This window comes from Flavobacterium branchiicola (assembly GCF_018383905.1).
In the GTDB taxonomy this organism is placed as follows: Bacteria; Bacteroidota; Bacteroidia; order Flavobacteriales; family Flavobacteriaceae; genus Flavobacterium; species Flavobacterium branchiicola.
The window spans coordinates 771,656-791,890 of the sequence record NZ_JAGYWA010000002.1; the positions used below are offsets into that span (position 1 = coordinate 771,656).

Consider the following 20,235-nt stretch of genomic DNA (forward strand, 5'->3'; position numbering starts at 1 on the left):
ATGAAAAAAATATTTATTTTAGTAATTCTAAGTGGTCTTACTTTATCTTTTTGTATTTCAAATTCTGAAAAAATTAATTCAAACTATACATTAGCTTTTGCAAAAGAAATCAACATCGAGAAAGGATTAAATGGTAATGAGGAGAAAGATATTAGGAATTTCATTGGTATTTTTTCTAAAAATAATGATACTACAACTGTTTATCAGTTAAATTCAGACTTGACAGAAAAACCACAGTTGTTTTCTTATTGGGTAAAAAACAAAAATATTGATTCTGTCGTTTTTACTTGTTCAGAATCTGATCAAAATATAAAAGTTATTTTCGACAATAATAATAATGTTAAAGTTGAAAACGATATATATAATGTTAACGATGAGTATTATAAATTTCTAAAGCAAAAAATACTGATTGAAAATTCAATTTTGGATTTGGCTTTCTTTTTAAAAGATGGATACGGAGATTATTCTCAATCACTTGAACCATTGAATAAAAATTGGAGAAACCAAAAAGAGAATAATTTGTTTAGAATTATATCAGCAAAAGTCAAAAACAGAAATTACCAAACTGATAATCAATTTTTCGAGTATAAAATGATTTATGAGTATAAAAAGAATGGAGAATTACAAAGTATTTCAAGTAATAATAGATTTAATAAAGTATTGGTAAAAGAGAATAAAACATACACCATATATTCTATTGAAGATGAAAAAAATGAGCGTAGCAGTTCTAGTGCAGAACTCTATAAAAATAAAAAAACTTTATTTGATTCAATATCTGGTAATTACACTCAAAACTCAATAGTAAAAACATCTCATTTTGTAAAGTATCAATCAAAACTAAAAATTCTGGATATTAGTCAGAAGCCTAATAATCTTGAAGAGATTATTAAATTATTAAAAATAGAAAGAAAAGATCTTGAATTTTAAATCAGGAGATAAAAATATTATTTTTTTGTAACTGTTGTAATTTCTATGAATCCGGAGAACTGGATAAATTCATGAAAAAATAAAAAATAACAAGTGAATATATTTTTTTTAGCCTAATACTTTGATGCCAAAATTTAACACAAATTTTCGTTAGCCCCAGTAAATGCTGATTCTTACATTTTTGAATTAATGGTTTTTGTTTTTTGCGCGTTATTTTTATGAAAAAGATTACGAATTGAGTTGTTTGTTTAATTTATATTTGTATATTCGTACAAATTATTGATTGCGAATCACCCTCATCTTCCTACAAGAAGCAATTAAAAAAGTACGTTAGTGCAAAAAGAGGTATTCTAAAATCATGTAGAATACCTCTTTTTTTTGTTAATACTAGTCATACAAAATAGAGAGGATTCTAAAAAAAACATTTTTTAACAACTTAATTATTTTTATTATGGCATTTAAAGCAATTTTAGAATTCGAAGGAAACGAGTACCAAGTATTATTTTCAAAAGTTGATATGTTAAGACATACTGACGGTAAAGGAGCTGTTTCATCTGAAATTAAAGGAGGTAGATTAAACCTAAGAGTAAAATCTACAGATAATACAACTGTTATTGAGCAGGCAGTAAACAGCCAGCACAAACCAGTAAGCGGAAAAGTAAAATTTTTCAAAGCTGACTCTGAGCAAGTAATGAAAGAACTTTCTTTTGAAAATGCTTTCATCGTATTCTTCAGCGAGCAATTAGATGCTCTAGCAGAAACTCCAATGACTACTGAGATCACTTTCTCAGCAGAAAAAATTACATTAGGTAATGCAACATTAGATAACAATTGGGCTAAAATCTAATTTTTTTCATTAAACCAGGAGGCGGTAATCTTACCGCTTCTTGTTTTAATAGAGATATAAAATCAGTTTGGACATTAATCTTCAAAAGAATGATAGCTAACACTTAATTATTTATGTTTAAAATTAGCTTCTTCAAATTCTGAAAAAATGGAATACAAAAAATACAGTGTTGAAGAACATGAAACTTGTAAGCAAACTATTTTGAAGAAAAGAAAAGAGGATATAGCTGAGCTAGTGCCATATTTAATAATTTTTGCCATTATTATTGCGATATATCTTCTGGCGTTACTTACCTATTATAAAAGTTCTTTTGATTTTACATTGTTTTCATTTTTTATCGGTCTTGGTTCGTGGTCTTGGTTTTATAGCGATTCACAAAAAATTTTAAACCAGAATTTATTTTCGCTGTATGGGATTATAGGTCTTTTTATTTTTGTTTTAAATATTATATTGAAGGTGATAACTGATAGTAATTTTTATAATTGTTTAACAGCTGGCTTTTCGTTATTTTATATTATTTGCTTTCGTTTATTGACGAATTTATTTTTTAAAGACTTTGCACAATTACATATAAAACCCACAATCCTTTTTGCTCAAAAATGGCGTAAATGGTCGCATGAAAACACTAACCATGAATACATTGTAACCAAGAAGGAGTTAATGTTTTCCAATTTGCTTTTTTTTGGACCTTGGTTGCTTGGCAGTGCTATTTTTTATATCGTAATAAAATTATAAGCTGTTTGGTAATTTAATTAACATCTTTTAGATAAAGTGGACGCTTTTGATAATTTTTCAAATTATTTTATGAGATTATTTCAAACTTTAATGTGGGTATTATGCATAGGTTGTTCAAAAATAGATAATAAATTAAATAATTTAAAAGCAAAATCTGATTATAGTATTGATGTTTTAAGAGATACTATCGAAAAAAAATCCTTTTATAAACTCAAAAAAACATTTTGTATTGGCGATTTTGATGGTGATGGTAAAAAAGATACCATTTTCGAACATAACTTTTCAAAACTAAAAAAAGAAGAAATTGAAATTGCTCCAGACCCTATAAAAAATGATTGGGAAGAAGTTATAAAATGGTTTTCCAGGCAAGATTCAGATTTATATATTTCCTTTAACAACTCTAATAGAGACACATTACACTTGGGAGAAGCATTGGGGCTTTATTGTTTATTAAATATAGGAGATAATAATTTGGATGGTAAAGATGAAGTTGCTGTTGTAGTAGATAATCTTGATTTTAGTAATTTGAATAGTTGCAAAATTTATTCTTTATGTAAAGGAAAATGGGCAGAATTGAAACAATTCAATATTGATGAAAGAATTTTTGATTCTCCATCAGCCAAAGTGCCATTATTTGAAATAAAAAAATATTTAGAAAAGAAAGATGACAAATGGTTTTTCAAAGATAATTTGCAAAATGAGCCTGAAATGCGCCCATTAAAAATCAGTAAATGTTAATAAGTTAGTAGCTTGTCTGCAGATTTAATATGCAAAATAACTAGTGAGTGATGCTAAAATGTAATTAAAAGCTTAGTGAAGAAAACAAAAATATTATGCAAATTCTAAAGCAATTTTATCTTCCAAAAAGAATGGGAAATATATAATTGAAAATAAATATAGCATCTGGATAAGTTAATGATGATAAAATAATGTATTTAATACTAGGTGTGAAACAAATTATTATATGATATAATTAAAAAAAAGAACCCATATTCAATGATGATGTGTAATAAGAAAGTCATCTTTAGAAAATAATAACGCAGTATTTATAATATTAAAAAGATATTTATGACACCACCGAAAATAATTTTTGCAGTAGATAGTAAAACGATATATCATTTTACGAGTATCAAATTATACCATAATTAATTTGCCTATTTATGTTTAGATCATTAAAATTTGAATCATACATACCCGAACAAAAAAAAGCAGCATTTTTAGATGTTGAAGGGTTTAATGCAAATGATTGGGAAAATACCGATGTATTGGCAAAAAAGATTAATAAGAGAGAATCAGGATTTAAATCTGATGACTTTTTTGTAATGGATCCACAAGAAAAAGAAAGTTTAAACTACTTTCCTTATTCAAAAACATCCACTGTTTCACCTTTTGAGATCAAGCAAAATAAAGGAAAAGTTTTTTTTATACACGGAACCAGTTCTAATTCGAAAAGATGGAATTTAAAAATAATTGGCAGTATACTAAAGCTGGCAAACGAAACTTCATACGATAGTGATTTTAATTGGAATGCCCCTTTGACTAACAATAAAAAGGATAGGGGGGTTGCTGCACAAAATTTAGCTAAATATGTGGTCGCCAGACATGAAGATGATGAGGAAATAACTCTTGTAGGACATAGTCATGGTGGAAACGTAGCCATACAGGCCGCTGATATTATTTACAGAATAACAGGACAAAAAGTAAATGTTATCACTATTGCGACACCCGCTTATAATGGAAATTTAGATGTCGAAAATCCTAAAAATCATAAAGGTATAAATGATCACATTGCCTTATGGAATGATATTGATGGTGTTTCGGGAGGTTTGGCAGGTGATGATTATTTTACTAATTCAGATAAAACCAAAAATGTAGAAGTCGATGTCGATCAATATTATAAAAAGAAAATGATAAGAAGAGATCGTTGGGGGAAAGAAACGGAAGATATAGTGACTAGACCTATGGAAGCTCACTCATTTGATGTCGAACACCCGGAGGCTATCGATAAAGTCATTCAATTAAAGAAAATAAAACTCACTCCTATAAAATAGTAAGCATGAGAAATACATATAACGTTCTGTTTTATTTTTATTTAATCTTTTCTGTAATACTGTTAGCAGGTTGCCTAAATGGTTATTTAAGCTTTGGAAACGGCTTAGGAGATTTATATTATTTGATCTTCAATAGTTTAGTTCTATTGATCGCGATAATTATTTTTTTTCTTAAGAGTCCGGTTTCAGGTAAAACTAATTACTATAAGGTATTTGGAACTTTTATTATAGTGTTCACTACACTGATTTTAATATTAAAATTAACTGTTTTAAGAGGGCCTGAAGGCTAATAGGTTGCTTTAAAAGCTTATAAAACCATATCAGAAAGAGAGTAAAGACAAAGTTAGAAAAATTAAATTTTAAAAATAAACTATGACACCACCTACAATAATTTTTGGAATCGATTCGAAAAAAATCAGTCATTTTACCTATATCAAACTGATGCAAAAAATCAATACACACCATCAGTTTCAGATCTACGTGCCCCATACAGCAGTTGAAAGCCCTTTGGCGTATACCCTTGAAAATGCCCAGGGTTGGTTAGGTAAAGTGGTGCATATTGTACTCAATGATAAAAACAACTTTTTGGGTGTTATTACTAACATCACTTTTGATCAGGAAATGGGGCATTCCGGGAATCAAATTATTGTATCGGGGTATTCTAAAACGATATTGTTAGAATCGGGTGAAAAGTTACATTCCTGGGAAGAATCGGGCTTAAAAGATATTATAAAAGAGGTTGTAAAAAATGGAGCAGGAGAGCAATTGCAAAATGATATAAGCCCTGAATATACCAGTAAGATGGATTATCAGAATCAATATCTGGAAACTGATTTTCAATTCATTCAACGCTTGGCCAAACAATACAATGAGTGGTTGTATTATGATGGAGAAAAATTAATTTTTGGAAAACCTAAAAGTTTAGATGCTCCAATATCTTTAACTTATGATAGTGATATTTCGAAATTAAAAATTGCCGTACAAGCAGTTCCGAACAAATTTAGTGCTTTTACCTACAATGAAAGTGCCGATAAACGCTACACAGCAAAATCTAAGGATACCGTTGGAGGTTTACCAAAATTAGGTAATGAAGCCTTTAGTGCTTCAAAGGAAGTATTTACAACTCCGGCATATACACATGGTATTGTGAGTACTGGTGATGATCTAGTATTGGAATCCTTCCTGAAAAAGAAACAGGAAAGCGCTGCGGCTGATACCAATTATGTAACGGCCACTACAAAAAATTCAAAATTAAGAATAGGAAGTATTGTGAACATACAATCGAGTGTTCTGGAAAATACGAACATGATGACACAAGAAGTTGGCTCTTATTTCATCACAGAAATTAGTCATTATGCCAATCATTTGGGAGAGTATGAAAATAATTTCAGAGCAATACCTTCAAAAGTACTAAGCTTACCGGAACCGGATGTTGCGTATCCAATTGCTCAGACACAACAAGCAGTTGTAGAGAGCAATACAGACCCAAAAAACAAAGGACGAATTAGAGTACAAATGCTTTGGCAGCAAGGTACTCAAATGAAAACAGCCTGGTTGCGTGTTATGACTCCTGACGCAGGTAGTAGTGCTAAAGTTGGAACCAACCGCGGAATGGTATTTATTCCCGATGTCGGGGATCATGTTATGGTACACTTTCGTTACGGAGATCCTAACAGACCGTTTATTTTAGGAAGTGTTTTCCATGGAAAAAGCGGCGGCGGCGGTGGAACAGATAACAACAAAAGAAGTTTTGCCACAAGAGGAGGAACTTCACTTGTTTTGGATGAAGAAAAAAACACCTTTACGGCTACAGACCCAAGTGGAAATATGATAATGTTGAACGGTGACGGAACAATGACAATTTATGCGCCAAATAAGATTGATGTACAGTCTAAAGAAATAAATCTTATTGCTGAAGAAAAAGTAAATATCAGCGGAATAAATGAAGTAAACGTTGACAGTAAAAAAGTTCTTGTTGTAGGAACTGATGAAATTACGCAAAAAAGTGATACTCAGATTACAGATGAAGCACCAAGTATCAATATAAAAGGAAAAAATACCATTCTGGCAGAAGGAACAATTGTTGACATTGACGGTAAAACAATGACAAATGTAAAAGGTGGAGTTGTAAATTTAAATTAAAAGCAAAAATGAATAATGCTCATAATCCTATTGCTGTAAAGGTCGAAAATATTCAAAAAATTTGGAATAAAACCAGAACAGCCAAACCGAAAGCACAAATTTTCAGTATGGTTTGTTCAACAGAAGATTTTCCTTTGCTGGATGCTTTTATTCGCTTAGAATCTTCTGTTTATGGTAAATCAGAAGATTCGTTTGTTGCTTTTGTGATTGATTTTTATGATAAAAAAGATTTTTACATCACCATCATAGAACAATGGATACTGACTTTTGAAGAAGACCTGAAAAAAAATCCCGGTTGGAAATGGGATGATTTTGAGTTTTTTAAACAAGTATTGCCGGAAATTGACAAATTAAGCATTGAAAATCTTAAAGATTTGTATATTAAAATGCTTACAAGTTTCAAAAAATTTGAGGCAAAAAGGGATAACCTGTTAATCGTTAGTTTTTTGATAAAAAAAGCCAACGATCCGGAAATGTTACTAGAAAGTATAAAAGAGCTTGCAGTCTTATTGCCGGAAGATATAGGATTCTTATTTCTGGATTATAAAGAAAGAAAACTGTACAGTAAACTAATTAATTCCGTTAAAGAAAAAGGAACTGTAATAGAAATTCCGGATCAGGAAATAAACAAAGCCTACAAAGAAATTGCAACACAAGGAAATCCCAACGATCCACAGGTACGCTATAGAAAATGCCTGTTTGAGATTGGTGAAGCAGCAAAAGATAAAAAACAGGAAAAAGTAAAAAAATTGGGCAATGAGCTTATCGATATAAGCAAAAGCACAGGCGAAACCAGTTTTTGGGCTTCATCTTATCTTATTTATGCCAGTTTTTTATTTCAGTTTAAAGACGAAAAAGACCTTATTCATGAATTACTGGATAAAGGAATAAAAATAACCACCCCTTTTTATAAAGAGAAAGAGGATATAGCAGGGATTCTGTTACAATTATTGTCTTATAAAGGTTCACATTACAGTATTACCGGAAATTCGGATCTGGCCATTCAGTATTTTTTAAAGCAAGTCACAATTGCAAAAGAAGTAGGGCAGGAAATGCAGGTCATAAACGGGTATAATTATGCTTTGTTACTGGCAGCAAAAAGGCGCGATGGTCAGTATACAATAATTCTGAATGATGCTTTTGAGTATGGATATGCCTTAACAGATGAAATCCTGAAAATAATCAATTTCACTTTTATTGCCAATAGCTATCTGGAGAACGATCCAAAAATAGCCTATGCAGAAAAAGAAGCTATTGCCAATAGAATGGTAAGCATTTTTGGAAAAAACTGGAAAGACAATCCAAAACAGATTGCAAAACAAATACAGAAGGAATATCAATTAAGCAATACCTATTAATTATGTTATTAACCGATAATCATTTGACTATTGTCGTGGGTATAGACATCCATTTCACGACTTTGCCGCCTTTTAATCCATTCCATCCTTATATAGGTATTGTTATTGATCCTGCCGATTATATTCCGTTTTTGGGTACTACTGTACATGTTAATGGTTTTAAACGCGGAAATTCAGATACAGGAGGTGTTATTATTCCTTTACAACATATTCCGCTTTTTACACCACCCTGGCTGATGATGCCAATTATTGGTCACGAAAGTATGAACTTTTTCGCCTCTCAAACTGTTTTTTCAGATAGTACCAGAATGAGTCCCAAAGGGCATATGCTTATGACTTGTAACGATATCGGGATTCCGTTATCGATGTCTTTAGGTAAAACCAAAATAGGCAAGAAAATGTTACCGTTTGCCCCAACCCTTTTTGCCCCGACATCATTTTCCTTGCCTATTCCTACCGGAAAACCCGTAATGGTTGGAGGGCCTTATCCGCCCGATTGGGGAGGAATGCTTACAGGCCTGGCGGCTAGTATAGGATTTAGTACACTCTTAAAAAAATTAAGAGGACTTGTTAAAAAATTTAACCTTAGTGGTAAATGTCCGGCTGGACTTAAAAAAATCCTGTGTAAATTTGGGTTTGAACCTATAAATCTGATCAATGGAGCCGTAATTTACGAAGGTTGCGATTTTGACATTACAAGTCCATTACCTCTAAATTGGGAACGAAATTGGTATTCCGATTCTGATTACGTCGGCTGGCTTGGTCATGGTGTACACTGCGTATACGACAGAGCGGTAGAATTATACCCAGAAGAAGAAGCTTTAGGACTTCGTATGGATGATGGAAGACTGGTAGGGTTTCCTGCCTTAATGCCGGAAGAAGAGTTTTACCTGCGTGAAGAAAAAACAACCCTGAAAAGAACCGCAGACGGTTATCAGGCCTACGATCATAAAAGTAAACTTTTTTATGATTTTACCCTTTTTGACGGTAAAAAATACCAGCTTACAAAAATAGCCAATCACGATGGAATAAACATCGTTTTTAAATTTAACGGATATTTCTTAAACAGTATTACAGATGCTTCAGGCAGAACCATAAAAGTAAATACCCAAGATGGACTTATACACAGTTTAGAGCTTGTTGGTCCAGAGCAAAACGAACGACTGATTAGGTATGAATACGATGAAAATCAAAACATGATTGCCATTGTAGATGCTTTGGGAAAACCAACGGTTATCGAATACCAAAATCACCTTATGGTGAAAAAAACGGATCGTAACGGTCAGGCTTTTTATTGGGAATACGATTCAGAAAACCGTTGTGTACATACCTGGGGCGATGGTGGCTGGCAGGAAGGCTGGATTGAATACCATACTTCTGAAGGGTATAATCTGGTGACCGATGCCAATGGAGCAGTAACTACCTATTATTACGAACCCAACCAACTCGTAACACAGGTAAAAGATCCAATGGGCAATAGCGTATTTTACGACTATACCGAGTTTATGGAGCTGTATCGCGAGATCGATCAGGAAGGGCGTATTCTGGGATTCAATTATGATGATAAGGGTAATAAAATAAGCACCACATATCCTGACGGAACAGAAGAAATGATGCTTTATGATGACGAAAATCGCCCATCGATTGCCATTGATCCTGAGGGAAACAAAACCATTTATTTGTACAAAGACCAAAAGCCGCACCAGCTTAAAACCATAATTGCCCCGGATAAAACCAGCACTCATTTTAATTATTATGAAAACGGACTTTTGTCAAGTGTTGCCAAAAACAATAATGAATTAGAACTGGTTTACGACGAGCAGTACAACCTGATAGAATGGCGTGAGAACGACCAAAAACTAAAATCCTGGGAGTATGATCATCGCGGGCGTGTATGGGCAATCTATACCCCAATGCAAATGGCAGACTATTTCAGCTATGACGCGCTGGACAGAGTACAGAAAATTACTGAAAAAGACAGCAATATTGTAGAATTTGCCTATGATAGTTATGATGATGTAGTTGCCTTAAAAGACAATAAAAACAATATAAAATTTACCTATACCCCGCTGGGAAGCCTTGCCACGCGTGAACAAAACGGCGTAAAAGTTCGTTTTGATTACGACAAGATGGAGCAGCTTACAGGGATTCAAAACGAAGACCACGAAGCCTATTATTTTACCCGCAACAAAGCGGGCTATATTATAAAAGAAACTGCTTTTGATGGTATAACAAAAAGATACAACCGAAACCTGGCTGGAGAAGTAACCCGAATTGACCACGGAGGAGGAAAATTTACCGAATACGAGCAGGATGCACTAGGACGCATTACCAGAGCCGATTATCATGACGGCACCTGGGAAACTTATACCTACAATAAAAATGGATTACTTGTAGAAGCTACCAACCAAAACGTATGTATACTTCTAGAGCGCGATGTTATGGGGCGCATTGTAAAAGAAACCCAAAAACAACAGCTCGATACCAATGAAAATGGTATAACCGTTATCTCAAACTATAATAAATTAGGGCAGCGCACCAATATAACCACAAGTCTTGGAGCTGATATAAACACCCATTATAATGCAAAAGGGCAACTAGAGCGTATAGAAGCCCAGAGCAACGAACTAAAAGAGCAACACCAGAGTTGGGAGGCCACCTTAAAACGTGACGAGTCCGGGCGTGAAATAGAACGTTTTGCTACCGGTGGGCTGCATATAAAAACCAGTTACAACAGCAGCGGTAAACAAAAAGAGCAGGAGGTATTTGCCAATGGCAAACGTACCGGATCACGATTTTACAATTGGGATACCAACCAGCAATTGCGCAGTAAGGTCAACCAAATGACCTCGAGCATGACCTTTTTTGATTATGATGATTTTGGCAATCTTGCCAAAAGTTATAACCACAACGAAGAACTTTATAAAACCCCCGATGCCGTAGGTAATTTATACAAAACCTACGACCGCAGCGATCGTAAATACGGCAAAGGCGGAAAGCTTTTGCAGGACGAAAAATACTATTACAAATACGATAAACTAGGGAATTTAATACACAAAAGCTCCCGGGATATTACCAAACCGCTTGTATTTGAAAAACCAACCAATATATTTGAAAGACTTATTGGCAATAAAGAAGAAGAGACAAGATTACAACACGAACATGAGCAGTGGCAACAAGGCGATACAACCTACAACTGGCTCGCCAATGGTATGCTTGAAAGTGTTACAAACCCAGACGGAAAAACAGTAAGTTTTGAATATGATGCTTTAGGTAGACGTACTGCAAAAATTGCAAACAACGAAATAAATCGTTATGTTTGGGATGGAAATGTTCTTATACACGAATGGAAATACAGCCTTAAAGAAAGACCTCAATTAATTGCTGTTGAAGACGATTTGGTTTATGATAAACCCGAGCCAGTTGAAAACTTAATTACTTGGGTATATGAAGAAGGAAGTTTTGTACCAAGTGCCAAAATTGTTGGCGAAGAAAAGTTTTCCATTGTCAATGATTATATTGGTCGTCCTATACAAGCTTATTCACAAAATGGCAACTTAATTTGGGAAACCGACTATGATATTTATGGAGGTTTAAAAGATTTAAAAGGTGATAGAAGTTTTATACCTTTTAGACAACTTGGGCAGTATGAAGATCTAGAGTCGGGACTTTGTTATAATAGGTTTAGGTATTATAATCCTCAAATGGGGCTTTATTTAAGTCAGGATCCAATTGGACTTTTGGGAGGAAATGCTTTATATGCGTTTGTAATGGACTCAAATAGTCGCGTTGATAAATTTGGATGGTATTCAGATTTGTTAGATACAGGGATGGGACATCATCTTATGCCGAGATCAGTAGCAAATAAATTAGGTATTACTGATTTAGCTCAAACTGATTCTATAGCTTGGTACCCTAACGATAGTGCAAATACCTCAACTTTGCATGGTGAAATGCATACAAATTTAATAAGTGAAGGAGTACCTTATCATGGTTCAAAATTTACAGGAACAGCTGATGATTTCTTTGATAAGGGGGCAAAAGCGTATAAAGATATTGATACTAAAGGGTTTTTAAAGATTCCTGGTACAAAAGAAAAATTGTTTAAAAATTTAACACCTGCTGAAGCATTAGCGAAAATAAAAGAGTTGTTTAAAGCAAACAAAATACCTTGCAAATAATATAATATTTAATAAAATGATAGAGAAAAAATTAGATGTATCAAATTATGGCATTTATTTATTGTCAGTAAATAAATTACGAGATTTTTTAAAAGAAAATAAAATAAAAACTAAGAAAATATTAGAATTCTTTCAAAAGAATCATGAATTATATTTGAAATCATTGAGAGAGGGTGTTTGGTTACCAATTCTTCCAATACCTTCGATAGAATATATAATTAAATTTGGAGATGAAAAATTTGACAATTCCTTTGAACAAGTTTTTAATATTAGTGGTTTTAATTTAGAAATTGGAGATGATAATTCTTTTTGGGTTGGTTCATTAGGGAATCTATTAACATTTGAAGTTAATGATTATTTAGAAAATGCTAAAAATTATAATTCTTATCAAACATTAGATGGTGAAGTTTTATATGATTCTTTTAAATTTAATTTAGAAAGTGGCAAATATTTAGTTGATATAATTGGTTACAAGAGAAAAAATATACTTGAATATCCAGAAGTAAATTTTGGTTACTTTTTTGAATTTAAAAAAATAGAAGAATTTAGTGATTATAAGGACCCTAGAGAAGATGAAAAATATTTATTTAATATATCTAAATATTAAATAAGAGTTTACAAAATGAAAAAAAAGCAGAGACATTCTTCTCTGCTTTTTTAGTTTAATAAAGTTTCAAGATAATTTAAATAAAAAAACAATTTTTGATTTTATTTAAAAAATGTAATAATTAAGCTACTTTTATGACGCTTTCAGACAAATAAATCGTTATGTTTGGGATGGAAATGTTCTTTTACACGAATGGAAGTACAACCTTAAAGAAAGACCTCGATTAATTGCTGTTGAAGACGATTTGGTTTATGATAAACCAGAACCAATTGAAAACTTAATTACTTGGGTTTACGAAAGTGGAAGTTTTGTACCAAGTGCCAAAATTGTTGGCGATGAAAAGTTCTCTATTATTAATGATTATATTGGTCGTCCTATACAAAGTTATGATGGTAAAGGGAACTTAATTTGGGAAACTGATTATGATATTTATGGTGGCTTAAGGGATTTAAAAGGAGATAGAAATTTTATACCTTTTAGACAGTTAGGTCAATATGAAGATATAGAAACTGGGCTTTATTATAATAGATTTAGGTATTACAACGTTGATAGTGGAGGGTATATTTCACAAGATCCAATTGGTGTATTTGGAGGGAATGCATTTTATGCTTATGTTCATAACACTAATAGTTGGGTAGATATTTTCGGTTTATCTGAATTGGTATATCAATTACTTAATGAGAAAGGAGAAGTTATTTATTATGTGATAACAGAAAGAGATGCATTAGTGAGGGGACAAGAACATATTAATGGGACAAAAACAACAGCTCCTCAAGATTTTGCATCGATGGAGGTTTTAGAGGAGAATCTTGATCATGATCAAGCAAGAACAATGGAAACAACATTGATTAGAGAGCGATTAGAAGATAGACGTGGGAAATACAAAGCAACAGATTCTATTGAAGATAAATTAAGTAAATCTGGATTACTTAATAAAAATAGAGGAAGAGATATCGATGTTCCAGGAAGAAAATACACAGGAGACATTCCTAAATTAGATTCTCTAAGAAAAATAGAAGGATTAAAATTTAAATGTAATTAATAATATAGAATAAATGAAAGTTTATAGTACAGCACCAGAAGGAAATCAAATGGCTGATTTGGAGCCAGCACTTTATTTTAATACAGCAATAGAGCAAATTCAAGAAATAGAGGAATGGCTTAGAACATCCGAGGAGGGTAGCCAACCTTTATTAGTCCATATTGATATTTTTGTTTATTTGAGTAAAAAGTATCCTGAAATGGCAAATAGAAGAGTAGCAAAATTGAATAGAAATCAAATAAAAGAAACATTCTATAATTGGTTTGACAGATGTGGAAAAAAGATACCAGCAAGTTTTAGGGACGGAATAAAAGAATCTGCGGACACTTTATTTTCGGAATTAGACAAAATCTAAATCGATGAATCCTAGTAATTTTGAAACAATAATTTATCCATTTTTTTGGGTTGAACACAATAAAAGTGTTTCGGTATGCTTAAATGTAGGAGATTATAAAACTGAAATTTTTGAAACAAGAGAGAATGATGGTTTTGAAGGAAATGAATATGACTAGGTATCTTTAGCACAAGTATTTTTACAGGAAAAAAAGCCTGAGTTAATCGATATAGTTAAATTTGATCCAGAGGGAAGTATGTTTTGTGCCTATTCAGCAGATACAGAGGCATTACAAATTTTTATTGTTTCATTTAAAGAAGCCTGTGAAAACAAAGAGTTGATATTTGATTTGTTTTCAAGAGCAGAATTAGACTAGTATTTTAAAGATAAATGATTAAAAGACTGCTTGAAATTGCTTTTCGAGTGGTCTTTTTTTATTTTGAAATATTTAAGGGTAATATTTGGTCTATCATGTACAAAAGAATTAAGAAAAATATTGCGAGAATGTAAATCAAAGGATTATTGATGCTGATGCATTGGGAGGAAAACAAGGTGTTTTAGATGAATTACAAAGTATTTCAGATGATCTCTTATTTAATAATAAAATTTGGTAAAAAAAATGGACATATACAGAATTTCTCAAAACTATGACGAGTATAAATTTCTCGTTTATAATGAAGACAATAATAATTCACATCAAGCATTAGAATTTAAAGGACAGTTATTAGCAAGTAATTATCATAAATTAGATTTTATAATATTCATCGATCCTAAGAAAAAACAAGATAAAAGAAGGATAGATTTTGATGCTAGTTGTTATTATACAGGTGTGTTATTGATAAATGAAAAAAATGTAAGTATCCTCACAAATAAATTAAATTCAGCAATAGAAGTATTAGATGTAGATACTGAACTACCTGAAAAATTCTATTTTATCAATTTATTGACAAAGATTGATTGTATAAATAAAGACAATAAATCTAATAGTGAGATTATGTCAATGGTAAGAGAAAATAATATTTTGTTTAAAAAAAACAACATCGGTGGTAGTATGCTTTTCAGAGATGATAAACTAACATCATCTTATTTTTGTACAAACGATTTTATTAGGTTTATAAATGATAATGATATTAAAGGACTAAGGTTTGAAAAAGTTGGAGTAGCTTTATAAAATTAGTAATGTATCAATAATGAGATTTTTATTTTCGAAAGGAGGAAATAAAGGAATATTTAAGATGAGTGTTTTAATGAAATAGATATATAACTGATCGAAAAAGAGTTCTATTTTGTTTTCTCTTCTTTTTTATTAAGTAAGCTTTAAAATGCTTTTGTTATACTTAAGTATATCAAATTAAGTAATAAAAACCATCTAGGGAAAATAACACTATGTTTGGGAGGGAAACTTAATAAAAGAGGTATAAAATGTAAATAACATGAAACAAGAATTAATAGATAAAATTAATTTAATACTTTCTGATAATGATTTGTTTGCAGGTAAATCTGTTAATGAAGAAATGATTAAAAATGCAGAGAAAGAGCTTAATGTAAATTTTGATAAAGACTATGTGCAATTTTTAAGTCTTTTTGGAGGTAGTTATACAGGTTTTCCAGTTTATGGTTTTAATAACTGTGAACTGTTATCAGAAGAAACAGTTATAGATTTAACTAAGAATTTTAGAAATAATTATTTGGTTGATAACAGATGTGAATTAATACAATCAAGTTATGTCATTTCCATAAGTGGAAATGGAGACCCTGTATTTATTTCTCCTGATAATAAAGTTTGGATATATTACCATGATGATGATGAAACTGAAGTATTAAACAAGTCTTTTGAAGAACTTATAGAAGAAAATTTAATTAATTAAATCTGTTTTTTTATTTTAACTATATATAAAGTAGTAATTTAACTACTTTTAAAAGATGTTTGAGGATAATAACTTTAGAACTTTTAAAAGTTCTAAAGTTCAAAGTAAATAAAGTTATAAAATGCAAATTATTACAAAAAGAGGAGGTAAAAGTCTTATTGATAATTTATCAATAATTGTTGATAATGAGATTTATAAATTAGATTCCGATACAAATTTATCGAGTCAGTATAATATAAAATATATTTTCAAGATAGAAGAATCAGATGGTAATTTTCCTGAATCAATATTTGGAGAGAAATTATTTGATGTTAACTTTCAAAATGTAAGATTAAATAAAAATTCAAAGGTTTTAATTCGGAGTTTTGACAATTTGCTATCAGAAGATATAAACTTGAATTTTTTTGGAAATGAAACAAGTTTTACAGCAAGTTTTTTTTTAGATAAAGCAGTAAATAATTATAATGTTTTGGAAGCTTTACCTATTCCAATTCAAATGTTGACAATTATAATAAGTTTTCAATCAACTGAAAATAGAATAACTCCAACATTGAAAATTAATAAATTTCTAGATGGATATAGCCATTTAGGATTTATTCTTGTAGATATTGAGAGGATGAGAAAAATTGTTTTTGAAGATTATGGTGATGTTGAAGTAGATTTAATAGATGAGTTTGCAAATTCAGAAATAATTGATAAACTATTTTTAAATGGTGTCATTATAATTGTTTGGGGAATAAATCCGTTTGTTTATCCAATATATAGTACCGAAAACTTAGATATAACAAAAGAGTTATTAGGGAAATCATTCAATCGTAAAGGCGTTTATCATTTGGATGAAACTATAACAGAGTTAAGCATAATCCCGGGACATGAATTACGTAAATGGCCAAAATGCCTGAATAAAAAATGGCCAATTATTACATTATATGGAAAAGGTAATTATGCTTGTATTGAACCTTTTTATCTTGAAGATAAGGATCATGAAAAAATTATTAGTTCCTTTTTGATTTATAGAGAAGGGAGAGATTATGGCGAAACATCGCCTCTTTTAAATATTGACTTATTGTATTAATATTACAAACATGATAATATTATGTTTGTAATGGAGGATTTTTATTCAATACTGAGACTTCTGCCTTAGGTTTTGTATCAATATTGAAACTGAAAACATATTTCTTGTGTATATGGATTTAGGTAATCCAATGGAAAATCCAGATGCGATTAGGAATATTTGCCCTACTTTCAATCAATTTATTAATAGTTTGGAAGAGGAAGAAGAAGATGTTTAAAAAAGTAATGTAATAAATATATTATTTCCAGAGTTGGTGGAAGCTTCGGACTATGGAGAATCGTAAAATTCGCAAAACCCGCTAAAATAGCGGGTTTTATTTTACTTACATTCAAAAATTAGAAACCATAGAAGAAATCCAAGAGATGAAATTATAAAAAGGGAACTTAAGGAATTTTAGTGTTAAATAGTTGGGTTTTTGTCTGTTTTTATAGAAAATAATAGGTAAGTTTGAAATGGAAATGAAACTTATTCTCATTTCTTTAAATAGTACTATAGCTAATAAAATTCTAAGATTTTTAAATAATCAGATTTAATATAAATTTTTATGACGACGAACACTTACTTTATTATTATCGGAATTGCGGTTTTATTTATTGCTTACATGATTTTCTTAAAAACAATGATGAAAAAACGAAATAATCTTCAACTAGAGAATTTCAATAATAATCATTCCGATAAACCATTAACACATGAACAAAAAAGACTGCTTTCTTTTGGAGGGATTTTATTTTATTACAGAGGTGAAAAGATACTTGGAATCAAACCAGAAAATAATCTAAATCAATATGTAGGCGGATTGAGACAACAATGGGAAATTACAAATGCGACAGAAGCAAAAGAAACATTGAATGATTTATTGTTATTGCAAAGAAGTACTGAATTTGATCCTGTTTTTGTGGAATCAACAAACGAATTAGCAAAAATACAAAAAGATATTTCCAAAGGCTTAGGATTAGATTTTAATAGCATTGCTCAGGTAAAATCAGCTTATGCCTGGGATGTTTGCAGAGCTGTTTCATTGGCAAAATGGTGTTATTGGGTGGGCTATTTAACAGAAAGTGAAACGTGGGAAATTATGAAAAAAGCCTCGGACATCGCAACTGAAAAAGGGGAGAACTGGCAAGATTATACAATTTCATTTTTATTAGGCAGAACTATACAGGGATTTGACCTTGATGAAATAATAATAGAGAGTAAACAAATACTGTCTGGAAAAGGACCGTCATTAAGAAAAATTGAGGATGTAGATATTTATGAGAAATATAAATATATAGCATAATAGAGGGCAATAAATCGGAATTAGATAAAATTTAAATAATATGGATAGTAACAATTTTGAAGAATCAATTGCCCCATTTTTTTGGGTTGAACACGATAATAGTGTTTCGGTATGCTTAAACGTAGGAGATTACAAAACTGAAGTTTTCGAAACAAGAGAAGAAGAAGGTTTTGAAGGAAATGGGTACGATTGGGGATCTTTGGCACAAATATTTTTAGAAGAACAAAAGCCTGAACTTATCAATATAGTTAAATTTGACCCGGAAGGAAGTATGTTTTGTGCCTACTCATCAGATAGCGATGCATTAAAATCTTTCATCATTGCATTTAAAGAAGCCTGTGAAAACCAAACGCTTATTCTTGATTTGTTTTCAAGAGCAGAACTAGATTAGTATTTTTAGAGGTAAATAATTAAAAAGTCTAACTTGATTTTTTAAGCAGTACATTTATAAAAAAGAAGAATCTGTCCAAACGGGCAGATTCTTCTTTTTTAAGGGATATTGGTCTAAATTCGAATCTTACTATTTAGAAGTTATTAAATTCTAAAAGATAAGATCGCTATAGTTACTATCTTAATTTTCCAACAAATATTAAACTACCACCAAGCGCTTCAGAAACGGCTTCAAAATCAGCAGCTCCTTTTTGCTTCAAAAGACTGAATTTACCATCAGGAGCAGTAATATTACCATAATATTCTACACCATCAATTGTACCAACACTATAAACAGTTCCGTATTTTTCAAAAGAAGTAAAAGGTTCCACTTTTAATGTTTTTAAATCTACAAGCGCAAATTTTGTTGGTGCATTGTACCAATCAGCAGGTTTTGCAGGTGGAGTAAATGTGTTGTCTAAATATTGAGCAAGAGCTTTATCTCCGTGAACATAAGCAACCACATTTACTGAATGTGCATTTAGAGGAGTTTTTAAGTCTACAAAAAAGTTAGGATCAAATGTTCCGTTAGGATTTACCTTTAACATTCCGCCAGCTGGTGGAGCGCCTGTTACCGTACTGTAATCTAATGATAATGATGTAGCACGCGAAGGTCTGTAATATAAAGTTCCATCATTTCCTTTTGCAAATGTATCATAGCCCATTGACATACGGGTGTCTTTTACATAAGAAACTACTTTTGTAGCGATATCAAAAACAGCAATTTGAGCATATTGCGGAAATTTATTAAAATCTGTAGGTGTTGCAGCAACCGGTAAAATGATTTTTTTTGCAGAAGTAACATAACTCATATAAGTAGATGTTTTAACCGCAGCATCATTACTTAAAGGTAGTGGAGTTACTGCTATCGTTTCTGTTATTGTCATCGTTGTCGGGTTGAACTTGATGATTTTTCCATCGTTTAAGGCGAAAAAATAGGCTTCAGTTTCAGATACAAAAGCAGGAGGTCCAAAAGTACCACTTACTCCGGTTCCGGCAAGACTCAAAGCATCTGCACTTGAAATTTTCATTTCATTGCTTACATTGTATTTAGTTAGGGTAGAAGCTGTACCATTCCAAACATAAGGATGTTCACCATAAGAATATATTGTTGCACCCGGACCAATCTCTGTCATACTTTTGTAATCAAGAGTGGAAGGAAATTTATCATAAGCTCCTAAATAAAAAACTCGGCCTCCAGGTGTATTTACACGTACTGAAGCTATAACTGTTGGATTTTTCCCCTGACCTTCATCTGTTTTAGAATCATCAGAACTACATGATGTTAATGCAAATACCGAACACATTATTGCTAATGCCGCATGTTTGATAAAAAATCGATTTGTTTTCATACTATTGG

At 31.4% G+C, this 20,235-nt stretch carries 17 protein-coding genes and 1 pseudogene; 17 read left to right on the forward strand and 1 reads right to left on the reverse strand.

The features are described from left to right. The 17 genes and pseudogenes from KHA98_RS06805 to KHA98_RS06885 all read left to right on the forward strand — a co-directional run bounded on the left by KHA98_RS06805 (position 1) and on the right by KHA98_RS06885 (position 18,837). Positions 1 to 927: a hypothetical protein gene (locus KHA98_RS06805; RefSeq protein ID WP_213256578.1), complete on the forward strand. Its 927-nt coding sequence runs from the start codon at positions 1 to 3 to the stop codon at positions 925 to 927. Positions 928 to 1,378: 451 nt separating this feature from the next. After that, complete coding sequence (tssD, locus tag KHA98_RS06810) at positions 1,379 to 1,774, forward strand: type VI secretion system tube protein TssD (protein WP_213256580.1); 396 nt, start codon at positions 1,379 to 1,381, stop codon at positions 1,772 to 1,774. A gap of 147 nt (positions 1,775 to 1,921) precedes the next feature. Continuing rightward, positions 1,922 to 2,509, forward strand: a complete 588-nt coding sequence (locus KHA98_RS06815) for a hypothetical protein (RefSeq protein ID WP_213256582.1) — start codon at positions 1,922 to 1,924, stop codon at positions 2,507 to 2,509. A 69-nt stretch (positions 2,510 to 2,578) separates the two neighbouring features. After that, a complete protein-coding gene (locus KHA98_RS06820) occupies positions 2,579 to 3,247 on the forward strand; it encodes a hypothetical protein (RefSeq protein ID WP_213256584.1) in 669 nt (222 codons plus the stop codon). A gap of 422 nt (positions 3,248 to 3,669) precedes the next feature. Further along, positions 3,670 to 4,560: an esterase/lipase family protein gene (locus KHA98_RS06825; RefSeq protein WP_213256586.1), complete on the forward strand. Its 891-nt coding sequence runs from the start codon at positions 3,670 to 3,672 to the stop codon at positions 4,558 to 4,560. Between the two features lie 372 nt (positions 4,561 to 4,932). After that, entirely contained in the window at positions 4,933 to 6,702 is a 1,770-nt protein-coding gene (locus KHA98_RS06830) for a type VI secretion system Vgr family protein (protein WP_213256588.1), read from the forward strand. Positions 6,703 to 6,710: 8 nt separating this feature from the next. Next, positions 6,711 to 8,060, forward strand: coding sequence for a hypothetical protein (locus KHA98_RS06835; protein ID WP_213256591.1), 1,350 nt, complete (start codon positions 6,711 to 6,713; stop codon positions 8,058 to 8,060). A gap of 2 nt (positions 8,061 to 8,062) precedes the next feature. After that, the gene (locus KHA98_RS06840) at positions 8,063 to 12,241 is read left to right on the forward strand and encodes a DUF6531 domain-containing protein (protein ID WP_213256593.1); all 4,179 of its coding nucleotides are present in this window, start codon (positions 8,063 to 8,065) and stop codon (positions 12,239 to 12,241) included. A 16-nt stretch (positions 12,242 to 12,257) separates the two neighbouring features. Then, a complete protein-coding gene (locus KHA98_RS06845) occupies positions 12,258 to 12,848 on the forward strand; it encodes a hypothetical protein (RefSeq protein ID WP_213256595.1) in 591 nt (196 codons plus the stop codon). Between the two features lie 244 nt (positions 12,849 to 13,092). Next, the gene (locus KHA98_RS23045) at positions 13,093 to 13,890 is read left to right on the forward strand and encodes an RHS repeat domain-containing protein (protein ID WP_317192569.1); all 798 of its coding nucleotides are present in this window, start codon (positions 13,093 to 13,095) and stop codon (positions 13,888 to 13,890) included. 13 nt (positions 13,891 to 13,903) lie between these two features. Then, positions 13,904 to 14,245, forward strand: a complete 342-nt coding sequence (locus KHA98_RS06855; protein WP_213256597.1) for a hypothetical protein — start codon at positions 13,904 to 13,906, stop codon at positions 14,243 to 14,245. Positions 14,246 to 14,249: 4 nt separating this feature from the next. Then, a pseudogene (locus KHA98_RS23070) lies at positions 14,250 to 14,600 on the forward strand (immunity 51 family protein). 243 nt (positions 14,601 to 14,843) lie between these two features. Further along, a complete protein-coding gene (locus tag KHA98_RS06865; RefSeq protein ID WP_213256599.1) occupies positions 14,844 to 15,395 on the forward strand; it encodes an imm11 family protein in 552 nt (183 codons plus the stop codon). 262 nt (positions 15,396 to 15,657) lie between these two features. Next, positions 15,658 to 16,092 (forward strand): SMI1/KNR4 family protein, encoded by a 435-nt coding sequence (locus KHA98_RS06870; RefSeq protein WP_213256601.1) that lies wholly within the window; start codon positions 15,658 to 15,660, stop codon positions 16,090 to 16,092. Between the two features lie 121 nt (positions 16,093 to 16,213). Then, complete coding sequence (locus KHA98_RS06875) at positions 16,214 to 17,167, forward strand: hypothetical protein (protein ID WP_213256603.1); 954 nt, start codon at positions 16,214 to 16,216, stop codon at positions 17,165 to 17,167. Positions 17,168 to 17,711: 544 nt separating this feature from the next. Continuing rightward, a complete protein-coding gene (locus KHA98_RS06880; protein WP_213256605.1) occupies positions 17,712 to 18,446 on the forward strand; it encodes a DUF1266 domain-containing protein in 735 nt (244 codons plus the stop codon). Positions 18,447 to 18,486: 40 nt separating this feature from the next. Then, positions 18,487 to 18,837 (forward strand): immunity 51 family protein, encoded by a 351-nt coding sequence (locus tag KHA98_RS06885; RefSeq protein WP_213256607.1) that lies wholly within the window; start codon positions 18,487 to 18,489, stop codon positions 18,835 to 18,837. A 175-nt stretch (positions 18,838 to 19,012) separates the two neighbouring features. Here the strand turns inward: KHA98_RS06885 and KHA98_RS06890 are convergent, their stop codons facing one another. After that, a complete protein-coding gene (locus tag KHA98_RS06890; protein ID WP_213256609.1) occupies positions 19,013 to 20,227 on the reverse strand; it encodes a hypothetical protein in 1,215 nt (404 codons plus the stop codon). Positions 20,228 to 20,235 lie beyond the last annotated feature (8 nt).